This window comes from Paractinoplanes maris (assembly GCF_023544465.1).
Taxonomy (GTDB): Bacteria; Actinomycetota; Actinomycetes; order Mycobacteriales; family Micromonosporaceae; genus Actinoplanes; species Actinoplanes maris.
In genome coordinates this window covers 93,592-110,981 of sequence record NZ_JALPVL010000003.1, presented here as the reverse complement: position 1 = coordinate 110,981, position 17,390 = coordinate 93,592, and the positions used below count along the sequence as shown (strand labels likewise).

Below are 17,390 nucleotides of genomic sequence, written 5' to 3'. Positions count from 1 at the left end.
CGGCCCGAAAGGAGAACCGAACAAGTGACCACCGTCAGCGCCGCGACCACCGCGGCCGAGCTGCTGGCCGGCTACCGCCCCGGCAGCTCGAGTTTGTTCGCCTCGCCGAGCGGCACCCTGCTCGCCGAGGGAACCTATTTCGCGGTGCCGCCGTCCGGGCGCCGCGACGGCCTGGCCGACCTGTCCCGCCGCGTCGACGCGGTGCTGGGCGTGGCCGAGGCAGCCGGCCACGAGGTGCGGACGGTCGTGGGCGCGATCCCGTTCGCCCCCGACGCCCCGGACCGCCTGGTCGTCCCGATGCGGCTGCGGCGCGGCAGTTCGCCGGTCACCACGGCGGTCGAGCGCACCGCGATCCGCGTCGACAAGGTGCGCCCGGTGCCCGAGCCCGAGCTGTACGCCGGGGCAGTCGCCGAGGCGCTCCGGCAGATCGACGCCGGGCACTTCACCAAGGTGGTGCTGGCCCGTTCGCTGCGGGTCGACGCCCCCGGCTTCGACCCCGCCCCGGTCGTCCGGGCCCTGGCCGGGCGGGAACCGGGGGCCTACACGTTCGGCGTCGACCTCGGTGGCGGCCGTACGCTTTTCGGGGCCAGCCCCGAGCTGCTGGTGGCCCGCCGTGGCCGGCGGGTCACCGCGCACCCGCTGGCGGGTTCGGCGGCCCGCGGCGCCGACCCGGCCGAGGACGCCCGGCGGGCGGCCACGCTGATGCGCTCGGCGAAGGACCGCCACGAGCATGCCGTGGTGGTCGAGGCGGTGGCGAGCGCGCTGCGGCCGTACTGCGACGAACTGGTGGTGCCGGCGACGCCGTCGCTGGTGGCCACGGCCGGCATGTGGCACCTCGGCACGATGGTCACCGGCACCGTGGCCGACCCGGCGGTCTCCTCGCTCACCCTGGCCGCCGCCCTGCACCCGACCCCGGCCGTCTGCGGCACGCCGACCGTGCCCGCCCGGCGGGCCATCGCCGAGCTGGAACCGTTCGACCGCGGGTTCTACACCGGCGCGGTCGGCTGGGTCGACGCGTCGGGCGACGGCGAATGGGCGGTCACCATCCGCTGCGCCACCTCGGACGAGGACGGCCTCGACCTGTTCGCCGGAGCCGGAGTGGTGGCCGGTTCCGATCCCCGGGCCGAGCTGGCCGAGACCACGGCCAAGCTCGGCACCATGCTCTCCGCACTCGGGTTGGAGCTCGACGATGTGGCCTGACGATGTCGCCGACCGCTACCGCAAGCTCGGCTACTGGACCGGGCAGACCATCGGCACCCTGCTGCGCCCCGGCGACGACCGGATCGCCGTGGTCGACGGCGATCGCGAGGTCAGCTACGGGCGGCTCCACGACCGGGCGCTGAGCCTGGCCGCGGGCTTCGCCGGTCTGGGCATCACCAAGGGCGACCGGGTCGTCGTCCAGCTGCCCAACCTCGCCGAGTACTTCGAGGTGATCTTCGCTCTGTTCCGGCTCGGCGCGCTGCCGGTCTTCGCGCTGCCCGCCCACCGGTCGGCCGAGATCGGTTACTTCTGCGCACACACCGAAGCCGTCGCCTTCGTGACCACCGACGTCCACGAAGGCTTCGACCATCGCACCCTGGCCGCGGTGGCCGCGGATGCCCGCGTCATCGTCGCGGGTGATCCGGGGGAGCACACCGCCCTGAGCGACCTGCACGGCGACCCGGCCGGGCTGCCGCCGGGCCCGGCACCCGGCGACCTCGCGTTCCTCCAGCTCTCGGGAGGCAGCACCGGGCTGCCCAAGCTGATCCCGAGGACCCATGACGACTACCTCTACAGCGCGCGGGCCAGCGCCGAGATCTGCGAGCTGACCGCGGACAGCGTCTATCTGGCCGCCCTGCCGGTCGCGCACAACTTCACGATGAGCTCGCCCGGTATCCTCGGTGTGCTGCACGCGGGCGGCCGGATCGTGCTGGCCCGCCGCCCCGACCCGGCCACCGTGCTGCCGCTCATCGCCACCGAGCGGGTCACCATCACCGCGGTCGTCCCGCCCCTGGCCCTGCTCTGGCTCGACGCCGTGGCCGGGACGACCCCGCGGCTCGACCTGTCGAGCCTGCGGGTGCTGCAGGTCGGCGGGGCCAAGCTGGGCAGCACGGTCGCGGCCCGGGTGCAGCCGGTGCTCGGCTGCCAGGTCCAGCAGGTCTTCGGGATGGCCGAGGGCCTGGTCAACTACACCCGGCTCGGCGACCCGGAGGAGGTCGTGCTGAACACCCAGGGCCGGCCCATCTCACCCGACGACGAGATCCTGGTCGTGGACGACGAGGACCGGCCGGTGCCGCCGGGTGAGGTCGGCCATCTGCTGACCCGCGGCCCGTACACGATCCGGGGTTACTGGCGGGCCGAGGAGCACAACCGCGAGGCGTTCACGCCGGACGGCTTCTATCGCACCGGTGACCTCGTGCGGGTCCGGCCGGACGGCTACCTCGTCGTCGAGGGCCGGGCCAAGGACCAGATCAACCGCGGGGGCGAGAAGATCGCCGCCGAGGAGGTGGAGAACCACCTGCTCACCCATCCCGGTGTGCACGACGCCGCGGTGGTCGCGGTGCCCGATGAGTACCTCGGCGAGCGCACCCACGTCTTCGTCGTGCCGCGGGCCGGCGCCGAACCGCTGACCCTGCCGCGGTTGCGCGGTTATCTGCGCGAGCGCGGCCTGGCCGCCTACAAGATCCCCGACCGGCTCACCGTCGTCGGCGCGTTCCCGATCACCGGCGTCGGCAAGACCAGCCGGCGCGAGCTGCGCGCGGCACTGCGCGCCATCCAGGAAGGCTGACCCGTGCCGCTGCCCCGCATCACCCCGTACCCCTTGCCCACCGAGTTCGGCCTGGCCCGGGCCAAGGTCGCCTGGCGGCCCGATCCGGCCCGCGCGGTCCTGCTCGTGCACGACATGCAGAACTACTTCCTGGCCCCGTTCGGCACCGCCGACAACGCGCTGCTGGCCCGGGTCGTCGACAACATCGCGACGCTGCGCAAGCACGCCGCCGAGGTGGGGATCCCGGTCGTCTTCTCGGCCCAGCCGGGCGGCCAGAGCCTCGCCGAGCGCGGCCTGCTGCAGGATTTCTGGGGCGACGGCCCACCGCCCGACGCGCACGCGCTGGCCATCGCCGACGCGCTCACGCCGGGCCCGGAGGACGTGCGCCTCACCAAGCGCCGCTACAGCGCCTTCGCCGGCACGTCGCTGGCCGGCGTGCTCGGCGCACGGGATCAGTTGATCGTCACCGGGGTCTACGCGCACATCGGCGTGCTCGCGACCGCGCTCGACGCGTTCATGCGCGACATCCAGCCGTTCGTGGTCGCGGACGCGGTCGCCGACTTCAGCCCCGCTCACCACCGCGACGCGCTGCGGCACGTCGCCGACCGTTGCGGTGTCGTCGCCACTACCGCCGAACTGGCCGACCTCCTGTGAAAGGCACCCCGATGGAATCTGAGCAGCAGCCGGTGTACGACCTCGTCGGCATCGGCTTCGGCCCGTCCAACCTGGCCCTGGCCATCGCCGTCGAGGAGCACAACGCCGCGTGCGAGCGCCCGGCCGACCGCATCGAGGCGGTTTTCCTGGAGAAGCAGGCGACGTTCGGCTGGCACCGGGGCATGCTCCTGGACGACGCCACCATGCAGGTGTCGTTCCTCAAGGACCTGGTCACCATGCGCAACCCGGCCAGCGACTTCAGCTTCGTGTCCTATCTGCACGCGCACGGCCGGCTGGCCGAGTTCATCAACTACAAGACGATGTATCCGCTGCGCGTCGAGTTCCACGCCTACTTCAGCTGGGCGGCCGAGCGGGTCCGTGACCGGGTCCGCTACGGCCACACGGTCACCGACGTGGTGCCGGTGGCCGGTGCGGGCGACGAGTTCCCCGCCGTCGACGTCCAGGTCGAGGTCCAGGGCGTCTCCCGTACGCTGCGGGCGCGCAACGTCGTGGTCGCCGTCGGCCTCGAGTCGAATCTGCCGCCCGGTGTCGAACCCGGCCGGCGCGTCTGGCACAACCTCGACCTGCTGCACCGGGTGGCCGGCTTCGAGGAGCCGCAGCCGCGGCGCTTCATCATCGTGGGGGCCGGGCAGAGCGCCGCCGAGTCGGTGGCCTTCCTGCACGAGCACTACCCGAGCGCCGACGTGCACTCGGTGTTCTTCCGGTACGGCTACAGCCCGGCCGACGACAGCAACTTCGCCAACCAGATCTTCGACCCGGCGGCCGTCGACCTGTATTTCGACGCCCCGGCCGACGTGAAGCGGATGCTGTTCGACTACCACCGCAACACCAACTACTCGGTGGTCGACGGCGAGCTCATCGAGGATCTGTACCGGCGCGCCTACCGCGAGAAGGTGCTCGGACGGCCGAGGCTGCACATGATGAACGCGTCCCGGATCGCCGAGCTGCGCCCCGGCGACGACAGTGTCACCGCGGTCGTCGAGCACCTGCCCACCGGCAAGCGCACCGAGCTGGCGGCCGACGCCATCGTGTACGCCACCGGGTACCGCCCGGTCGACGCGACCCGGCTGCTCGGCGTGGCCGGCACGCACTGCCGCCGCGACGAGGAGGACCTGCTGCGGGCCGAGCGTGACTACCGCCTGGTCACCGACCCGCGCCTGCGGGCCGGCCTCTATCTGCAGGGCGGCACCGAGCACGCGCACGGAATAACCTCCACGCTGCTCTCGGCGGGAGCCGTGCGGGCCGGTGAGATCGTCGCCTCGGTCGCGGCCCGGCTCGGCGAGCGTCCCCCGGTGCCGCCCGTCCCACCGAGGAGCCTGGCGATGATCGGTGATCGCTGAGCTGCTGCCGGCCGGCCTGGTCGGCTGGGCCGAGCGGTTCGACGACGTCGAGCCGGACGACCTCTACCCGCAGGAGGCGGCCACGGTCGCGCGGGCCGTGCCCAAGCGCCGCCGGGAATTCGCCACCGGGCGCCGGCTGGCCCGGCGCGCGCTGGCCGAGCTCGGGGTGCCGCCGGCGCCGATCCTGCCGGGCGACCGGGGCGCGCCCGGCTGGCCCGCGGGCGTCGTCGGGTCGATCACGCACTGTCCCGGATACCGGGCCGCGGTGGTGGGGCTCAGCGATCGGGTGACGACCATCGGGCTGGACGCCGAGCCGGACGAGCCGCTGCCTCCCGGCGTACTGGACGAGGTCTCGCTGCCCGCCGAGCGGGACCGGATCGCTCAGCTCGGGCCGGGCGGGGTGTCCTGGGACAGGCTGCTGTTCTGCGCCAAGGAGGCCGTCTACAAGGCGTGGTTCCCGCTGACCCGGCGGTGGCTCGGCTTCACCGAGGCCCACGTCGACCTGGGCCCGGACGGCACCTTCACCGCGCGGCCGCTCGTCAGCACCCCGGTCGAGCAGTTCTCCGGGGTCTGGCGCTCAGAAAAGAATTTGCTCCTCGCCGTGATCGTCCTGCCCTCAGATGGCGCCCGGAGCGGCCGATAGGACGATCGTGCCGGAACAGGTCTATCTGCTGGGCAACCTGGTGATCATGGTTGCCTACGCCGCGATCATGGTGGCGATCATCGTGCCGGTTGCCCGCGCCCGCCAGCTGTGGACCAACAAGCTCGGCGTGGCCACCGCGATGATCTTCTTCACCTGCTCGGTGGGGCACGGGTTGCACGCCTTCATGGCGATCCGCGGCCTCGACCATCCCGGCGGGCACTTCGGCGGCGTCTGGACGTGGCCGTCGGCGATCTGGGACGCGCTGACCGGGTTGGTCGGCATCTACTACTGGACGCTGCGCCGCAGCTACAAGGTGCTGCTCGAGGGTGGCACGATCTACAGCTCGCCGGGGGAGCAGACCCGGCTGGCCGAGGCCGACGCCCGCGAGCTCGAGGCCCGCAACGCCGCCGAGAAGCACCGCGGCTTCCTGGCCGCGGTGGTCGAGCACACCGACGACGCGATCATCGGGGTGAACCTGGACGGCCGGGTGACCGCGTGGAACCGCGGCGCCGAGCGGCTCTTCGGCTTCAACGCGGGCGCGGTGATCGGGCAGCCGATGTCGATCCTCTCCGGGGACGCCGGCGCCGCCGCCGACCAGATGTCGGTGATCGCCCGCATCCGGCACGGTGAGCGCCGCATCCACTACGAGGCCCGGCGCGTGCACCGCAACGGCTCGCCGCTCGAGCTGTCGATCAACGTGACCCCGATCAAGGACTCCGCGGGCAGGGTCATCGGCGCTTCGGTCACCGCCCGCGAGATCAGCGCGCTCAAGGAGGCGGCCGACCAGCGCCGTACGGACGACGAGCGCACCCACCAGGCGCAGCGCATGGAGAGCCTGGGCCAGCTGGCCGGCGGCATGGCCCACGACTTCAACAACATCCTGGCCATCATCGTGAACTACACCGAGTTCGCGATCGAGGAGACCGAGGACAAGCCGGCCGTCCGCGAGGACCTCGAACACGTGCGGTCGGCCGCCGCCCGGGCCATGGGTCTGACCCGGCAGCTGCTCACCTTCACCCGCGGGGACGGCGCCCGGCCACAGGACATCGACCTCAACGCCGCGCTCGACGAGGCCCGGCAGGCGCTCGCACCGGTGGTCGGAGACAGCATCACCATTGTCGGCCGGCCCTCTCCGGTGCCGCTCACCGTGCGGGCCGACCCCACCCAACTCCAGCAGGTGCTGACCAACCTGGCCGTCAACGCGCGCGAGGCCATGCCCGGCGGCGGCACCCTCGTGCTCGAGGCGAACACGGCCGTGATCTCGGCCGAGGCGCGCGGCGCCCAGCCCGCGCTGCCGGACGGCACCTATGCCCGGCTGCTGGTCAGCGACACCGGTGAGGGGATGACGCCGGAGGTCGCCGAGCGGGTCTTCGAACCGTTCTTCACCACCCGGCCCGGTCAGGGCACCGGTCTGGGGCTGTCGACGGCGTACGGGATCGTGACCGAGGCCGGCGGCTCGATGGCCGTCTACACCGAGCCCGGCGTCGGCACCACCTTCCGCGTCTACCTGCCGCTGGTGGCCGCTCCGCAGCCCCGGGCCGACCGGACCGGCCTGCCCGGCGGGGACGGCCGCACGGTCCTGCTCGTCGAGCACGAGCAGGCCCTGATGCGCGCGGCCACCCGCATCCTGACCGCGGCCGGCTACCAGGTCATCACGGCCGCGACGGGACCCGAGGCCCTGGTGGTGCTGGGCGACCGCGACATCGACGCGCTGGTGACCGACGTGGTGATGCCCGACATGACCGGGCCGCGGCTGACCGAGCTGGTGCACGAGCGCCGGCCCGGGCTGCCGGTGGTCTACATGTCCGGCTACAGCAGCGGGATGCTCGACGTGACCGGGGTGCTCCACCCGGGTGCGCCGTTCGTGGAGAAGCCGTTCACCGCCGCCGATCTGCTGGCCGAGGTGCACGACGCGCTGGCCGGGCGTACCCGCTCGCCGGTCTGAGCCCGCGGTGGTGTAGACCGTCAGGCATGGCGGACGAGGTCGTCGGGGTGGTCGGGGCGGGCATCGTCGGGCTGGCGATCGCGCGGGAGGTGACCCGGCGCCGGCCCGGCGCGCGGGTGGTCGTGCTCGAGAAGGAGGACCGGGTCGCGGCCCACCAGACCGGGCACAACTCGGGGGTCGTGCACGCGGGTCTCTACTACCCGCCGGGCAGCCTCAAGGCGCGGTTGTGCACCCGGGGCGGGGCGATGCTGCGCGACTACTGTGCGGAGCGCGGGATCGCGTACGAGGCCTGTGGGAAGCTGGTTGTCGCGGTGAGCCCGGACGAGGTCACCCGGCTCGAGGCGCTGGCCGGGCGGGCGTTCGCCAATCAGGTGCCGGGTCTGCGCCGGGTCGGTCCGGTCGGGATCCGCGAGATCGAGCCGCACGCCGCCGGGCTGGCCGCCCTGCACTCGCCGCGGACCGCGATCACCGACTTCCCGGGGGTGGCCCGGGCGTTCGCCGACGATGTCGTCGCGGCCGGGGGCGAGGTGCGATTCGGCTTCCGGGTCACCGGCATCGCCGACGGCCGCCGTCTCGTCGTGTCGTCCTCGACCGGCAGCGTCACGGTGGACCGTTTGATCATCTGCGCCGGCCTGCACAGCGATCTGGTGTCCGGCCTGGCCGGCGACGCGGCCGCCCCGCGCATCGTGCCGTTCCGCGGTGAGTACATGAAGGTGCGGCCGGCCAAGGCGGCGCTGGTGCGGGGGATGATCTATCCGGTGCCCGATCCGCGTTACCCGTTCCTGGGCGTGCACTTCACCCGGCGGGTGACCGGGGAGCTCGAGGTGGGGCCGAACGCGGTGCTGGCCACCGCGCGCGAGGGTTACGGCTGGGGGCAGGTGTCGGTGCGGGATCTGGCCGGCATCGCGGGCTGGCCCGGGATGTGGCGGATGGCCGCGAAGCACTGGCGCACCGGGATCACCGAGATGTACGGGTCGGTCTCCAAGAGCGCGTACATGAAGGCGGCCCGCCGCTATGTGCCGGAGATCGCCGCGGCCGACGTGGTCCGCGCGGGTTCGGGCGTCCGCGCCCAGGCCCTCGACCGCGACGGCAGCCTGGTCGACGACTTCCGCATCCACCGGCTCGGTGCGGTGACGGCCGTGCGCAACGCACCCTCACCGGCCGCCACCTCGAGCATGGCCATCGCCGAGTACGTCGCCGACGAATCAGGCTTCTGACAACCAGATGCGCAGCGGGCCGACCGGGCGGAAGCCGGCTGCCCGCGCCTGGTCGAGGTCGTCGCCGCTCTCATAGCCGACCAGCGGGATCCCGTGCGGGATCGACGCCCACACCACGGGGCGATCGGCGGGGTCGGTGGCGAAGAGGTTGGAGACGCCGGCCACCGCGCCGGTGCGGTTGAGGATGTAGCCGCCGGCGATCCGGTCGCCGTCGCGGACCGCGTGGACCGACACCGAACGGTCGTCGAGCAGGGCCGGGCGGAAGACGTCGGGCGGCTCGTCGTCGCCGCCGTGCCAGGCCTGGTGCCACTCGGCCAGGGCGGCGGCGGTGGTGACCTCTTCGGCCCCGGTGCCCTCGGTCCGGCTCGCCGGGCGGTGGATCCACTCGGCGCTGAACAACTCGGTGTAGCCGTGCCGAGCGAGATCCAGCGTGGCGAAGCTGTCCTTGACCGCGCGCTTGCCGAGCACGTCGGCCGCAGTCGCGTCGGGCCGCAGGGTGATCGCCTCGGGATAGTAGGGCGGCGTGGGCCCGGCGCTGCGCCACACGCGCGGGCTGAAGGTGTAGCCGAGTCCGTGCGAGCGGAGGACCGCGGCGCACCAGTCGGCGTTGTTCCGCACGGCGGCGTTCGTCTCGACGTCGATCACGGGAGCAGTGTGGCATTCTTCCGGTGTTCCCGGGTCCCTCCACTTTGGGCAGAGGCTGCTGGTCGGCCCGGTGGGAGGGGAGCACGATGACCGAATCGTATGGTTGAGTGCCGGAAGGCGTCGGGCGCGCCTCGTCGCCCGGGCCAACCGGGCCTTCCTCGGACGAGCCGTGCGCCGGCTGACCGCTCAGGGCGTGCGCCAGTTCCTCGACATCGGGTCGGGCATTCCCACCCTCGGCAACGGCCGAGGGCATCGAGACCGCCGAGCAGGAGGACCTGCTGCGCGAGCCCGGCTGCGACCACGGTCAGGGCTATCACCTCGGCCGTCCCGGCCCGGTGGAATGAATGATCGACCGTCACGCGGCCGGTTGCCGATAGGGTCGAGCTCCCGACAGAGGAGGACAACCGGTGGCGAACGAGCTTCTGCGCCTGCAGGCCGACGACGGCAGTGCCGTGCTGGTCGAGATCGACGGTCCCGACTCGTCCTCGGGCGAGGTGGCGTTCGACGGGTCGGCGTTCATCGCGCGCGAGTCGCTCGAGCAGTCCCTGGTCGACGTGCGGACGGCCGCGCTCAAGACCCTGGACGCGTTCCGGCAGGCGAGCGACGTGCCCGAGAAGATCGAGCTCGAGTTCGGCGTGACCTTCCGGGCCGAGTCGGCGGCCGCCGTCCTCGCCCGGACGGCGTCGGAGGGCCATGTCGTGGTGCGCCTGACCTGGTCGGGTGGCGGGCATCCGGTCGGCCGTCCGTGGCTCGAGGGCGAGGACGACGCGGAGTAGCTACAACGGCCGGCGGATCACGAAGGCCGTGGCGTCCTCGCGGGACAGGCGGACGCCGCGGTCACCGGCCGACAGGAAGCGGCCGGGGTAATTCACCGATTCGAGCACCACGGCACCCTCGCCGGCCGGGCGCGGGCAGAACGTGGCGTCCTGCTCGAACAACCGCGACCGGTCCCGCCGGTCCAGCCGCAGCACGAAGTCGCGGTGGCGCAGGAAGTAGCCGGGGAAGTTCTCCGCCTCGAGCGACACACACGCGTCCGAGGCCAGCCCGGCCCGGACGGTGAAGCGCGAGTCCTGGCGGTCGCCGCGGTCGCTGCCGTCGCCGATCGGGTCGAAGCGGGCCAGGAAATCGCGGTGCCGCAGCCGATAGCCGGCGCGGTCGGCCCGTTCCAGGCCGACCGTCGCGCCCGGACGCAGGGCGGGCGCCGGGGCGGTCGACGGCGGACGGCTCGCCGGCCTCGTCGCCGGTTTCGTCCCGGGTGAACTGGACGGGCGGGTCGTGACCTGGTTGCGGGTGGGCGAGCGGATCACTGAGCCGGGGCTGCTGGTCGCCGGCGACGGCAGGACCGAGACCGGATCGGACGGCACATACGGAGGCAGCACCACCCGCTGGGCCAGCGTGGTCTGCCCGGCCTCGTCGCCACGCAGGGCCAGGGCGGTGAGCCCGGCCATCGCGATGAGCGCGCCGGTGGCCAGCGCCACGACCGCCCGGCGGCCACCGCTGCCGGCCCCGTGGCGCGCGGACGGCGCCGGCCACAGGGCGGCCGGCAGGCTGCGGCGGACGACGGATCCGAGACTGCGGGGTGGGACGGGAGGGCGGAGCGGACCGTTGGCATCGCGGTAGGGCGGAACCCAGCCGCCGATGCGAAGTCTGTCGTGGCTGTCCTCATCGGGCATTGATTTGTGATCCCCGCGCCATCGGCTAAGACACTTTTAAGCTGACGGAAAGGCATTCTTACGGTGAAATCGGCTAAGGGCAAGAGCCTTGGCCCGATCGCGCAGACCTTCGACAGCCGTCCGGGGATCGAACCCTGGCGTGATCTCGCCCGTACTTCCCGGTGACGGCGCCCGGGTCCGCGGGCCGCCGCGGCCGCACCGAGGAGGCGCGCGATGGACGGCTCCGCCCTCCCTCCGCCCAGTGACGACCACCAGCCCGCCACCGGCTCCGACACCAAGACCGCCGACGACTACGACACCGGGACGTACGCCGGCCTGGCCGACGAGACGGTCCAGCCCACCGCCGTGACGTTCCCCCGGATCGCCGACTACTGGCCCGATCCGGCCCGGATCCCGGACACCCCCGAAAAGCCCGGCCCGTCCCGGCGCCGGACGCGTCTGATCGCCGGCGCGGCCGGTGCCCTGCTCGTGCTCGGCGTGGGGGCCTTCGCGCTGACCCGCCTCACCGGCGACGAGGACCCCGCGCCCACCCCGACCGCCGCCGCCGACCCGGGCATCATCGTCGGCGTGACGCCGAACCCGCCGGTCTCGATCGCCCCCGCACCGACCTCGGCCGCCCCCACCACCCCCTCGCCGGCGCCGTCGTCCTCGCCGCCGGCCGCCCCGCCCGGCCCGCCGTTCGCGGCCGGCACCTTTGTGCTGGCCTCCGACCTGACCGAGCTCAACGTGACGCTGGGCCGTCCGGCCCGCAACGGCGTCGCCCGGGTCGCCTCGCCCGACGGCAGCGGCGTGATCCCTGACGCCCGGCTGGACGGCACCTCGCTCGAGCTGACCGCGAAGCCGGACGACGACGAGGACGGATCGGGCCGGGTCGACGTCGTGCTCGACGACCGGATCACCTGGACCGTGCGGATGGAGGGCGGCGTCAAGCGGGGCATGTTCGCGATGGCCGGGGGCCGGGTGCGCGACTTCTACTTCGAGGGCGGCGCCGACCGCCTCGAGCTGACGCTGCCGCGCCAGCAGCGCCAGATCGAGATCCGGATGGCCGGCGGGGTGCGCCGCTGGCACATCGGCACCGAGGGTGAGTTCCGGATCAAAGTGAAGCTGCGCAAGGGTGCCGGGGAGGTCGACCTCAACGGCGACCGCGACAAGGGTGTCGACCGCGGTGAGACGCTGCGCGCCCGGGGGTCGGACGACGATTCGGGCGGTCTGCGGATCGAGGCGGTGGCGGGCATCGGCTCGCTGTCGGTCTCGCCCATCGAGTCGTAATGCGGCTTTTCCTCCGGGCGGGGTTGCCGGGCGTCCGTCCGCTTGGGAGAGTCCAGGCAGTTGCGCCGAGGCGCCATTGACTCAGCGGGGGCGGTCCGATGACCGACGATCGACTCGAGCACCTGCGCGTGCTGGCCGAGCGGGGTGAGACCCTCGCCGCCCAGGCCCGTGCGGCCGGGCAGCGCGCGTCCGGAGCCACCGGGGCCGACCCGGCCGGCGCGGTCACCGTCACGCTCGACGAGCAGGGACGGGTCGGCGAGGTCACGGTCGTCCCGGGCTGGCGGCGGCGGCTCGGGTCGCTCGCCCTCGACGAGGCGGTGATCGAGGCGGTCCGGGTGGCGACCCGGCGCCGCTTCGAGGCCTGGGGCGACGCGTGGGCGGGCGACGCCCCGGCCACGGCGCCCGCGCTCGACCGCGACGACTTCACCCGCCGCCTGCAGGCCGCGGCCGGGGGCAGCGGTCCCCTGTCGGCCGAGGACAGCCGGGCCGCCCTGCGCGAGTTGCTGACCCTGGCCGAGTCGATCGAGCAGGGGCTCGATCAGGTGTCGGGCGCCCTCAGCGGGGCGCTGGCGGCCACCCACACCGGCCGCAGCCCCGACCGCAAGGTGCGGGTCACGGTCACCGGCGGCGGCGACGTCACCGCCATCGCGTACGACCGGCAGTGGCTCCTGCAGGCCCACGAGATCAATGTCGCCCGGCAGACCACCGCGGCGTTCCGCGCCGCCTATGCCGAGGCCGACCGTCACGGCGTACGGGAATTGATCGCCGAGAGCCGCCTGAGCGAGGCCCAGCAGCTCGCGCAGGACCCGCTCGGACTGGCCCGGCGACTGCGGCTCACCGACTGAGACGGGGTAACGATGACGCTCAAGGCAGCCCTCAACGCGCTGCACACCGACGCGGTGACCTGGGACGAGACCTCCGGCGTGCTGAGTCGCGCGGCCGAGGAGGCGACCGGCCTGAGCCTCACCGAGGGCCAGCTGTCCTGGGCCAGTGCGTCCACGGGGCTGCTCGACACGTACGCCGAGATCCAGGCCAAGGCAGGCCGGCTGCTGCTCCAGGGGGCCCGGATCCACGCCGACCTGGCCCGCACGCTCGACCAGGTCGCGGCGGCCTACGAGCGCGACGACGAGGAGGCCGCGGCGCGGCTCGGAGGAGTGTGGGACGTCCGTGAGTGACTCGACGGCCCAGGAACAGGATCTCATCGACAAGATCATGTCCCTGCTCGACCGCATCGAGCAGAAGTCGAACGACCTGCAGAGCGCGATCAACTCCAAGATCGGCTTCCTGCCCGGCTTCCTGCGCGACAAGGTGGTCTCGGGCTGGAACGCGTTCTGCGACTTCATGCGGCAGGCGTGGGACGCGCTGCGCGAGATCGTGTCGAACATGGGCTCGCCCAGCGCCCTGTCGTCCACCGCGAACGCCTGGAGCAACGAGATCGGCGGCCCGGTCAGCGGCCGGGTGCAGTTCGCCGAGGCCGGGCTGCTCGAGGTGGACACCAACTGGGACGGTGACGCCGCCGAGGCCTACCGGCAGATGCTGCCGCTGCAGAAGGCCGCCCTCGAGAAGATGAAGACCGTCTACAGCGACGGCATCGCCACCATGCTGGGCGACATGGTCAAGGCGATCTACCTCTTCTGGGGCGCCCTGGTCGTCGCGCTCGGGGCGCTGGTCATCGGCATCGTCGGGGCGCTCTCGTCGTCGGCGACGATCGTCGGGCTGCCCGCCGCGCCGTTCATCGCGGCCGGCGCGGCCGGGGGCGCCGTCGCCGCCTTCGCGGCGGGCGGGCTCAACCTGAAGTCCACGGCGTCCGCCGCGAACAGCGCGCTGCGGCAGAAGCTGAACGACAACGCCGGCTACCACGACGGTGCCTGGCCGCCCGCGGTCACCGGCTGAGCCCGATGCCCGTCCTCCTGATCGCCTTCCTGCTCTGCGAGGCGGGGCTGGCCGCGATCGGCGGCCTGGCCTGGTCGGCCCTGCGCGACGACGGCGGTATCGCGGCGTTCGTGCTGATGGGGGCGTCGGGCGCGGCCGGCGTCGGCCTGGTGCTGGTCCTGCTGCTGTCGCGGGCCGACCTCGGCTTCGGTCTGGCCCTGCTGCGGCTGGTCGGCGTCTTCGTGGCGGGCGCGGTGCTGGTGGCGGCGGGCGAGCTGACGCCGGGCTTCGCCGCGGTCATCGCGCTGTTCGACTCGCTGCTCGGGCTGTACGCCGCCTCGGCCGTCCGCCGGCGCCGATGATCGGCGTCGACCCGCTCACCGGGACGGTCGCCTTCCTGTGCGTGGCCTCGCTGGCCCTGGTGGTCGTGGTGGCCCTGCTGGCCGCCCGGCAGCGCCGCCGGCGGGACACCCGGATCGCCGAGTGGGCCGCCCGGCACGGCTGGCAGCTCATCCCGCAGCCGGCGGTCGACTGGGGGAGTCGCCTGCCCGGGGCCAACCCCGCCGGCGTCCGCGTGATGTTGTCGGGCCAGGTCGGCGGCCGGCCGATCCTGGTGGGGGAATACGAGGTGACCGACGTGCAGGTGGTCACCGGGGCCGACGGCAGCGCCACCACCACCCCGCACACCCGGCACTGGGTGGTGAGCGTGGCCATCCTGCGCCGGGCGTGGGCGCCGGCCACCGTCACCGCCCGCGGCCGGCTGTCCCGGCGGGAGAGCGTCACCGGCGACCCCGGGTTCGACAAGGCGTTCCGGATCACCGGGGCACCCGGGCCATGGTGCACGCCGCCGCTGTTCGCCGCGCACCTCGCCGGTCAGGTGCCGGTGCCGTGGAGTGTGTCCGGCGCCGAGCTGATGACGTGGACCGAGGGCCGTCTCGTTCCGTCCCACCCGGTCGGGGACCTCCGGCCCCTGGTGCACCTGGCTTCCCTGTTGGACGGCTTGACCTAGAGCGCGCTCGAAGACCTAGCGTCGGGGCATGCAGACGATCGAACTGGGTCAGACCGGGCAGCACGTCAGCCGGATGGCGCTCGGGGCCATGCAGATGGGCGGCGCCACCGACGAGCGGGACTCGGTGCACATCCTCGACCGCTACCTCGAGATCGGCGGGTCCTTCGTCGACACCGCCGACTGCTACGAGTGGTGGCGGCACCCGGGCACCCTGGGCGGGCAGAGCGAGGAGCTGCTGGGCCGCTGGATGCGCGCCGGCGATCGGCGTGAGCAGGTCTTTCTCGCCACCAAGGGCTCGGCCGGGCCGGTCTTCTCGCCGCAGCTGTGGGACGACGAGGGGCAGCCGGACTGGGATCTGGCCCGGCGCACCTTCGAGGGGGCGGGGGCGGACACGCTGCGGCACGCGCTCGACGGCAGCCTGCGGCGGCTGGGTACCGACCATGTGGACCTCTATTACGTGCACGTCGACGACCGGAACACTCCGCTCGAGGAGACGCTGGAGGCGCTGGACGGCTTCGTGCGGGCGGGCAAGGTGCGCTACCTCGGGTGGTCGAACGTCCGGACCTGGCGGCTGGAGCGGATCCGGCAGCTCTGCGAGCGCCACGGGTGGACGCTGCCGGTGGCGGTGCAGCAGCAGCACTCGTACCTGCGGCCGGGAGCCTCGACCGGCTCCGCCTCCATCGCCGGCTACGAGCAGCTCGACTATCTGCGCGAGCACCGGGACCAGACGCTGGTGGCCTACTCGCCGATCCTCAAGGGTGTCTATGACAGCGCGGCCAAGCGGGACGGGCACTGGATGATGGGCAGCTACTCCGGACCCGACGCGGACGCCCGGCTGGCCGTGCTGGCCGAGGTGGCTTCGGAGGCCGGCGTGACGCCCAACCAGCTCGTGCCGGCGTGGCTGATGGACCAGGAGTCGCCGCGGGTGCTGCCGCTGATCGGGCCGCGGACGCGCGCGCAGTTCGAGGACGCGCTGCCGGCGCTGGACGTCAAGCTGAGCGACGAGCAGCTCCGCCGCCTGGACGCGGCGGGCGTCTGAGCGTGACCGCCGGGCGGGTCTCAACTCTCGACCTCAACGTGAGGTCGAGAGTGAGGTCGAGAGTTGAGGGTTGCCCTGTTTATGCAGTTCAGAGCCGTTGGGCGAGCCAGTTGGCGACCCGGTCGGCCGAAGCCGTGACCGCGGTGTCGTGGTCCTGGCCGGGCAGCAGGTCGTAGCGGACCGTCGCGTCCTGACCGCGCAGACGCCGCACCAGGTCGTCGGTCAGGGCGGCCGGGACCGTCGCGTCGTCGGCGCCCTGGACGATGAGGACCGGCGCGGTCGGCGGGGTCTGCGCCGGCTCGACGTACTGATAGAGCTTGTCCACCCAGCGCTGGGGGAGGGCGCCGTTCTCGAGCAGCTGGCTGGGCATCAGATTCGCGTACGCGGCGAGGATCTCGTAAAGGCAGCCGGTGCGCAGCACCTCGAGCTTGCGCTCGGCCGGCGCGGCCAGCACGTCGGCCGGCCGGAACGACGGCTCCACCGCGTTCAGCCCGAACAGCGCCATCACCAGATAGCCCTTGCCCTCGGTCTGCGGGATCGCCTCGGCCAGCGTGCGCACCCCGCTGGTCGGCGCGATGCTCACCGTGCCGCGCAGCTGGAGGTCGCCGTCGTACGAGCCGGCCAGCTGGTTGGCGAACAGCGCACCCTGACCGCCCTGCGAATGGCCGTCCACGGCGTACTGCGGGGACAGGTCGTCATCGAGGTGACGCGCGGCCCGGACGCTGTCGATGATCGAGCGCCCTTCGCTCCCGCCGATCAGGTACGGGTGCTGCTGCGAGGTGCCGATGCCGGGGTAGTCCGGGGCGGCCACGGTCCAGCCGCGCCGCAGCAGCGCGGCGACCGCGGTGCGCGCTTCGGGATAGAAGGTCTCCTGGTTGGTCGAGGGCGCGCACTGGTCGGCGAGGCCGGTCGTGCCGTGGGCCCAGGCGACGGTTTTGTTCCGCTTGTTGTCGCGCGGGGTCAGCACGAGACCGGTCGCCGGGATCGACTCGCCCCGGACGTCGGTGGTCAGGTAGCGCACCCGGACGGCCTGGGCCAGCTGGCGCAGGCCGTCCGGCAGGGTGGCGGGCGCCTTGCTGAGCACAGTTCCGGGGCGGGCCGGGTCCCACCGGAAGACGTGGCTCGGCACCGGACGGTCGGCGCCGGTCGAGGCGAGAGCCGGTGCCGGGGCGACGGCCGCGCCGCTCACCATCGTCGCGGTCAGGAGGCGAACGATCATCTGTCTACGCACACCGGTCATGGTCAACCGGTCAAAAGCCACTTCCCGTACGCCGCCCCGAGCCCGATCGGGTGATCATGGGCCGCATGATGCATCGC

The 17,390-nt window shown here is 73.1% G+C and carries 18 protein-coding genes and 1 pseudogene; 16 read left to right on the top strand and 3 right to left on the bottom strand.

Annotation, left to right across the window (positions count from 1 at the left end):
- Positions 1-24: 24 nt before the first annotated feature.
- From NAG42_RS09305 to lhgD, 7 genes are read left to right on the top strand one after another with little or no spacing between them, the layout of a single operon-like run.
- Positions 25-1,200 (top strand): isochorismate synthase, encoded by a 1,176-nt coding sequence (locus NAG42_RS09305; RefSeq protein WP_250029464.1) that lies wholly within the window; start codon positions 25-27, stop codon positions 1,198-1,200.
- On the top strand, positions 1,190-2,767 hold the full coding sequence (locus NAG42_RS09300; RefSeq protein ID WP_250029462.1) for a (2,3-dihydroxybenzoyl)adenylate synthase: 1,578 nt from the start codon (positions 1,190-1,192) through the stop codon (positions 2,765-2,767). The genes NAG42_RS09305 and NAG42_RS09300 overlap by 11 nt, the downstream gene beginning before the upstream one ends.
- Positions 2,768-2,770: 3 nt before the next feature.
- Positions 2,771-3,400: an isochorismatase family protein gene (locus NAG42_RS09295; RefSeq protein WP_250029461.1), complete on the top strand. Its 630-nt coding sequence runs from the start codon at positions 2,771-2,773 to the stop codon at positions 3,398-3,400.
- A gap of 11 nt (positions 3,401-3,411) precedes the next feature.
- Positions 3,412-4,761 carry a lysine N(6)-hydroxylase/L-ornithine N(5)-oxygenase family protein gene (locus NAG42_RS09290; RefSeq protein ID WP_250029459.1) on the top strand — a complete coding sequence of 450 codons (1,350 nt, stop codon included), beginning with the start codon at positions 3,412-3,414 and terminating at the stop codon, positions 4,759-4,761.
- On the top strand, positions 4,751-5,404 hold the full coding sequence (locus tag NAG42_RS09285) for a 4'-phosphopantetheinyl transferase family protein (protein WP_250029458.1): 654 nt from the start codon (positions 4,751-4,753) through the stop codon (positions 5,402-5,404). Before NAG42_RS09290 ends, NAG42_RS09285 begins: the two co-directional genes overlap by 11 nt.
- Positions 5,405-5,411: 7 nt before the next feature.
- Positions 5,412-7,349: a hybrid sensor histidine kinase/response regulator gene (locus tag NAG42_RS09280; protein ID WP_250029456.1), complete on the top strand. Its 1,938-nt coding sequence runs from the start codon at positions 5,412-5,414 to the stop codon at positions 7,347-7,349.
- A 26-nt stretch (positions 7,350-7,375) separates the two neighbouring features.
- Positions 7,376-8,566 carry an L-2-hydroxyglutarate dehydrogenase gene (lhgD, locus tag NAG42_RS09275; protein WP_250029454.1) on the top strand — a complete coding sequence of 397 codons (1,191 nt, stop codon included), beginning with the start codon at positions 7,376-7,378 and terminating at the stop codon, positions 8,564-8,566.
- Here the strand turns inward: lhgD and NAG42_RS09270 are convergent.
- Positions 8,555-9,211: a hypothetical protein gene (locus tag NAG42_RS09270; RefSeq protein WP_250029452.1), complete on the bottom strand. Its 657-nt coding sequence runs from the start codon at positions 9,209-9,211 to the stop codon at positions 8,555-8,557. The two genes, lhgD and NAG42_RS09270, sit on opposite strands and share 12 nt — an antisense overlap.
- A 7-nt stretch (positions 9,212-9,218) precedes the next feature.
- On the opposite strand from NAG42_RS09270, the pseudogene NAG42_RS45465 reads away from it, so the two are divergent.
- Both NAG42_RS45465 and NAG42_RS09260 read left to right on the top strand, forming a co-directional pair.
- Positions 9,219-9,398 (top strand): annotated as a pseudogene (locus tag NAG42_RS45465) (SAM-dependent methyltransferase); the annotation flags it as partial.
- A gap of 220 nt (positions 9,399-9,618) precedes the next feature.
- Positions 9,619-9,987: a CU044_2847 family protein gene (locus NAG42_RS09260; RefSeq protein ID WP_250029450.1), complete on the top strand. Its 369-nt coding sequence runs from the start codon at positions 9,619-9,621 to the stop codon at positions 9,985-9,987.
- Here the strand turns inward: NAG42_RS09260 and NAG42_RS09255 are convergent, their stop codons facing one another.
- Complete coding sequence (locus tag NAG42_RS09255; protein ID WP_250029449.1) at positions 9,988-10,884, bottom strand: AbfB domain-containing protein; 897 nt, start codon at positions 10,882-10,884, stop codon at positions 9,988-9,990.
- A gap of 213 nt (positions 10,885-11,097) precedes the next feature.
- Between NAG42_RS09255 and NAG42_RS09250 the strand changes: the two genes are divergently transcribed.
- From NAG42_RS09250 to NAG42_RS09220, 7 genes are all read left to right on the top strand, one after another.
- A complete protein-coding gene (locus tag NAG42_RS09250) occupies positions 11,098-12,153 on the top strand; it encodes a hypothetical protein (RefSeq protein ID WP_250029447.1) in 1,056 nt (351 codons plus the stop codon).
- A gap of 98 nt (positions 12,154-12,251) precedes the next feature.
- On the top strand, positions 12,252-12,998 hold the full coding sequence (locus NAG42_RS09245; protein WP_250029446.1) for an energy transducer TonB: 747 nt from the start codon (positions 12,252-12,254) through the stop codon (positions 12,996-12,998).
- Positions 12,999-13,010: 12 nt separating this feature from the next.
- On the top strand, positions 13,011-13,328 hold the full coding sequence (locus NAG42_RS09240; RefSeq protein WP_250029444.1) for a type VII secretion target: 318 nt from the start codon (positions 13,011-13,013) through the stop codon (positions 13,326-13,328).
- The gene (locus NAG42_RS09235; protein WP_250029442.1) at positions 13,321-14,046 is read left to right on the top strand and encodes a hypothetical protein; all 726 of its coding nucleotides are present in this window, start codon (positions 13,321-13,323) and stop codon (positions 14,044-14,046) included. The genes NAG42_RS09240 and NAG42_RS09235 overlap by 8 nt, the downstream gene beginning before the upstream one ends.
- 5 nt (positions 14,047-14,051) lie before the next feature.
- Positions 14,052-14,387 carry a hypothetical protein gene (locus NAG42_RS09230; RefSeq protein WP_250029441.1) on the top strand — a complete coding sequence of 112 codons (336 nt, stop codon included), beginning with the start codon at positions 14,052-14,054 and terminating at the stop codon, positions 14,385-14,387.
- Positions 14,384-15,034, top strand: a complete 651-nt coding sequence (locus tag NAG42_RS09225; protein ID WP_250029439.1) for a hypothetical protein — start codon at positions 14,384-14,386, stop codon at positions 15,032-15,034. The genes NAG42_RS09230 and NAG42_RS09225 overlap by 4 nt, the downstream gene beginning before the upstream one ends.
- 28 nt (positions 15,035-15,062) lie before the next feature.
- The gene (locus NAG42_RS09220; protein WP_250029438.1) at positions 15,063-16,073 is read left to right on the top strand and encodes an aldo/keto reductase; all 1,011 of its coding nucleotides are present in this window, start codon (positions 15,063-15,065) and stop codon (positions 16,071-16,073) included.
- A gap of 88 nt (positions 16,074-16,161) precedes the next feature.
- Here NAG42_RS09220 and NAG42_RS09215 read toward each other — a convergent pair whose 3' ends face one another.
- The gene (locus NAG42_RS09215; protein WP_250029436.1) at positions 16,162-17,292 is read right to left on the bottom strand and encodes an alpha/beta hydrolase family protein; all 1,131 of its coding nucleotides are present in this window, start codon (positions 17,290-17,292) and stop codon (positions 16,162-16,164) included.
- Between the last annotated feature and the right edge of the window lie 98 nt (positions 17,293-17,390).